4 protein-coding genes and 2 pseudogenes are annotated in these 4,416 nt (G+C 52.0%); all 6 read right to left on the minus strand.

Features of this window, described 5'->3' with window-relative positions; translation table 11 throughout:
• Positions 1-284: 284 nt before the first annotated feature.
• Positions 285-512: a hypothetical protein gene (locus tag ACQKDS_RS20055; RefSeq protein WP_399674041.1), complete on the minus strand. Its 228-nt coding sequence runs from the start codon at positions 510-512 to the stop codon at positions 285-287.
• Positions 509-1,150: a hypothetical protein gene (locus ACQKDS_RS20060; RefSeq protein WP_399674039.1), complete on the minus strand. Its 642-nt coding sequence runs from the start codon at positions 1,148-1,150 to the stop codon at positions 509-511. Before ACQKDS_RS20060 ends, ACQKDS_RS20055 begins: the two co-directional genes overlap by 4 nt.
• Before the next feature lie 45 nt (positions 1,151-1,195).
• A pseudogene (locus tag ACQKDS_RS20065) lies at positions 1,196-1,600 on the minus strand (contractile injection system protein, VgrG/Pvc8 family); the annotation flags it as partial.
• A gap of 9 nt (positions 1,601-1,609) precedes the next feature.
• Positions 1,610-1,930, minus strand: a complete 321-nt coding sequence (locus tag ACQKDS_RS20070; RefSeq protein ID WP_399674037.1) for a DUF1493 family protein — start codon at positions 1,928-1,930, stop codon at positions 1,610-1,612.
• Positions 1,930-2,381, minus strand: a pseudogene (locus tag ACQKDS_RS20075) (STM2901 family protein). Before ACQKDS_RS20075 ends, ACQKDS_RS20070 begins: the two are co-directional and overlap by 1 nt.
• Before the next feature lie 14 nt (positions 2,382-2,395).
• The coding region (gene tssH / locus ACQKDS_RS20080; protein ID WP_427673886.1) for a type VI secretion system ATPase TssH at positions 2,396-4,416 on the minus strand (2,021 nt) is incomplete at its 5' end.

The raw sequence follows: 4,416 nt of genomic DNA on the forward strand, positions 1-4,416 counted from the left end.
TGCTTTTTGCTTGATGCTGATTTTGTCATGTGAGCTACCTCTGGTTAAGAGTTTACTCACTTAGCGCCGTGTCCACTATTGCTGGGTAAGATCAGAGAACTCATCTGCTCCAGACCATCAAAATCCTCCACATCTATAGAATAAGGACAGGATGGAATATTCAGACTATAGCGGTTAAGTGTGACGCCAATCATCTCATATATATTTTTCATTAGAATAACTCCAGCTTCCATGGATAATGTCATCTGAAACAATGATCATAAGTTTCTCATTTAAACAACCAATTAACGATAGCGATCCCACTCGTTATAGATATAAGTCAGAGCGAATTTATAAATACCATAGCCAATAAAAAAACCTACAACACCTAACCCACCCCAAAGAAACCAGTATGAGGAGTGTGAAAAGAAGAAACTCCAGACGGCGTAAACAATGCCAATCAACCCCAGCGTCATCCCAACGCCAGCGACCAACCGGGAAATAATCATGAGAAAAAAATTTTTTATATTCATAATCCCTCAAAGAAATACTGGCATATCTTGTTAAATTTTTCCGCGTTTCTTTCAGCCTCTTCACAGGCTCTTTCGTATGGCCTGACAATATCTTCAACAAGATAATAGAGAAGATCCAGGTCTCCCATTCGATATAACCTTGCATACATCACAGGGTTTCTTTCACGTAAATATCTTGATGTATAAATAGCCCTACTTACTTCTGCCCCAATAGCCAGAACACCCCCGGCTATCATTCCAGAAACATATGAAGCCACTCCCTGAGCCGCAATTGCCCTCCCAAGATTAACCCCGGTAACTTGCGAAAAAATAACTTTCCCAACCGTCCCCCCTACAACATTCTTTGAAAATGATGTTACTTTATCGATATCAACATGCGAAATAAAATTATCAATAAATGGTTTAATAACCATCTCAATAGTCTCTTTATGAAGGGTTACTCTCTTAATCAACGCCGCAAATCTGAATTTATCATCCAAATTTTCACTACGATGTTCGGTATCAATAAAATCGTACCCCAGATATCCCAGATTCACAGGAAATAAAATAATTCCTTTTACTATCGCCCCCATAAATCCCGAACTATCAACCTGGATTGCCTCAAGCATATCTCGGGCAATCTCTTTTGCGCTATCCATCAACAATCACCTTTAGTTTAGAGAGATTTGTTCATCAAACACCAGGTAGTCCATCTTCAGGTTGAATTCATACTCCCAGCCTTTCAGGCCATGATCTTGCAACACCTGCTCCACCACTTCCGGTACCGATTTATTGACAAAGAAACGGTGAGTACGGAGCTGGTTACGCAGCAGTGCCAGAAATGGCTCAAGCGTTATCATATATTCGGTCTGGTCGGCAGAACTACTTATACGCTCAAAGTACGTCACCACACCATGAACCACTTTCTGACCGGTCAGGATAGCGAGCATCCCGGTTCCCATGGTCAGGGTCGCCGGTTCGCTCAACATCTGGCTGACATCAATATTTTTATCTATGCTGGTGAAGCTGATGTCATAACGATAGAGCTGACTCAGCGATTCAGTTCCATAGAAGTCTTCGATATCCAATGATGAATGACAGGAGGGAATAAAAACAAATTATTTATATAACCAGCGCCCAGCCCTGGCGGATTCAATAAACATTCGGATCATTAATGGAGATTTATTCTGCGTTATTCTTTTGTATAAAAATGCAGACTTACCATTCCAGGGATAGTAACTTTCAATAGAAAAATCCCCTGCAGGGATATGAAAGTGGCGAAAAAATGCTTCGGCCATTTCAGCCACATCTTCAACATCAAAGAGTTCCTGCAATACGGCATCATCATCTACGCTCACCCGTTTCAGAAAAAGGGTTGTGACCAAAGGGAGCTCATGGGGAATAAAGTTTCTTACTTTGTCATCAATTACCCTATTCATCAGATTTTATCCTTTTCACGAGCAATGATGTTGTATCGGGTGACCGTTCGAAAACTGATAACGGAAATATCATTTGCCAAAATTACCCATCCCAAAACAGGAACCGCTCTCCCTACAAAAGCACCAAGATTATTAACCCAGAAAATCTTTATCCCTTTCAATTAAAATGACTTTTTCGTCAGTGTAGGTAAGACTCTTTTGCGAAATTTATAGCTGATGTGTCTGCGAAAAAATAACGAAGATGGGAATGTTCCCTTGGTTGCCGTTTCCGGCTTACCTGGAATATCAATGATGTTGTTACCCAGTATTAAGGCGGCAATGCCCGCAATATCCTGTACACCTAGCTGCTTTTCTGTTTCATCAACCAATATCCAAAAAAGTAACTCCCAGGCGGTCAGGTTATTCATGCCATCAAAAAATACGTTCCGTTAAGTTCTTCAACAGTATCCATATACTTTGTCCTGATTATCCCCTAAATTCCAGCACGATCCCGTCCTCTTCATCCCAGCCCAGTCGCAGGCGCTGCGGTTGCTCCCCCTCCGCCAGATAACGCAACAGCTGCTGGCTCAGCACCGGCAGGATTTGCTGGTTCAGCAGGCTGTCGATGTTGCGCGCCCCGCTGTCCGGCAGCAGGCAGGCGGCTACCAGCGTGTCGCGCAGGCTGTCGTCGATGTCACACGCCATGCCGTAATGCCGTTGCAGCCGCTGTGCCACCTGCCCCAGCTTGATGCCGACGATCCGTTTCATCGCCTCGCGCCCCAGCGGGCGGTAAATCAGCGTCTGGAAGCGTGCCAGCAGCGCCGGCTGGAAGTGGTCGCGCAGGATCGGCCGCAGTAGTTCCTGCAAATCCGCCTCCGATGCCGCCGGACGTTCCTCCAGCAGTTGCATGAGGTGGTCGCTGCCCAGATTGGCGGTCATCACGATGACGGTATTGCGAAAATCAATTTCCCGCCCTTCACCGTCGCGCATCATGCCGCGGTCAAAGACCTGATAGAACAGGTTCAGCACGTCGCGGTGCGCCTTTTCGACTTCATCCAGCAGCACCACGCTGTACGGCCGTTTGCGCACTGCTTCGGTCAGCACGCCGCCCTGCCCGTAGCCCACATACCCCGGCGGCGAGCCTTTCAGTTGCGAGACGGTGTGCGCTTCCTGATATTCCGACAGGTTGATGGTGATCAGCGATTTCTCACCGCCGAACAGTTCATCGGCCAGCGCCAGCGCGGTCTCGGTTTTCCCTACCCCGCTCGGCCCCGCCAGCAAAAACACCCCCAGCGGGCCGTTCTCCGGCGTCAGCCCGGTTTTGGCGGCGCGCAGCCGTTGTGCCAGCGCCAGCAGCGCCGCCTCCTGCCCGATCACCCGCTGCCCCAGTTGCTGCTCCAGTTGCAGCAGGTGGGTCTGTTCGTCTTTTAACAGGCTGCCCAGCGGCACGCCGGTCCAGTCGGCGATGACCGTCGCCACGGTGCGCGCATCCACGTCCAGCGACAGCAGCGGCAGGCAGCCTTGCAGCTCGCGCAGTTGCTGGTGCACCGCGTTGCGATCCACCACCCGCCCCGCATCCTGACGCAACGCCAGCAACCGTTGGGTCAGTTCACGCTCCTGCTGGTATTGCTGCGTCAGCCGGGTGTGCTGCTGTTGCAACAGCGTGCGGCGGTCGTTGATGTCGGCCAGCCGCGCCGGGTTGAGCTCCGCGCTGAGCAGCGTATCCTGCTCTATCGCCTGCTGCTCCAGCGCCAGCGCCGCCAGTTCGGCCTGCACCTGCACCAGCGCCTCCGGCTCGGTGTCCAGACTCATGCGTACCCGGGCGCTGGCGGTGTCCAGCAGGTCGACCGCCTTGTCCGGCAGCTGGCGGCCGGTCAGGTAGCGGCGTGATAAGCTCACCGCCGCCTGCACCGCCGAGTCCTGAATATGTACGCCGTGGTGGCTGGCGTAGCGTTCCTTCAGCCCGCGCAGCATCAGGCAGGCGGTGGCGTCGTCCGGTTCATCGACTTTCACGGTCTGAAAACGGCGCTCCAGCGCCGCATCGCGCTCAAAATACTGTTTGTATTCGCTCCAGGTGGTGGCCGCGATGGTGCGCAGTTCGCCGCGGGCCAGCGCCGGTTTCAGCAGGTTGGCGGCATCGGCCCCGCCCGCCTGATTGCCCGCACCAATCAGGGTGTGCGCTTCGTCGATAAACAGCAGCACCGGCGTCGGCGACTGCTGTACCGCCTCAATCACGTTTTTCAGCCGCTGTTCGAACTCGCCTTTCACCCCGGCCCCCGCCTGCAACAGCCCCAAATCCAGGGTGCGCAGGCTGACCGTTTTCAGGCTGTCCGGCACGTTGCCCTCGCTAATGCGCAACGCCAGCCCTTCCACCAGCGCGGTTTTGCCGACGCCCGGCTCGCCCACCAGCAACGGGTTGTTTTTGCGGCGGCGGGAGAGGATGTCCACCATCTGGCGGATTTCGCTGTCTCGGCCAAAGACCGGGTCGATGCTGCCCGCTTTCGCTT

Origin of the sequence: Serratia sp. NPDC078593, assembly GCF_050268245.1 — a bacterium.
Classification (GTDB): domain Bacteria; phylum Pseudomonadota; class Gammaproteobacteria; order Enterobacterales; family Enterobacteriaceae; genus JBNNGK01.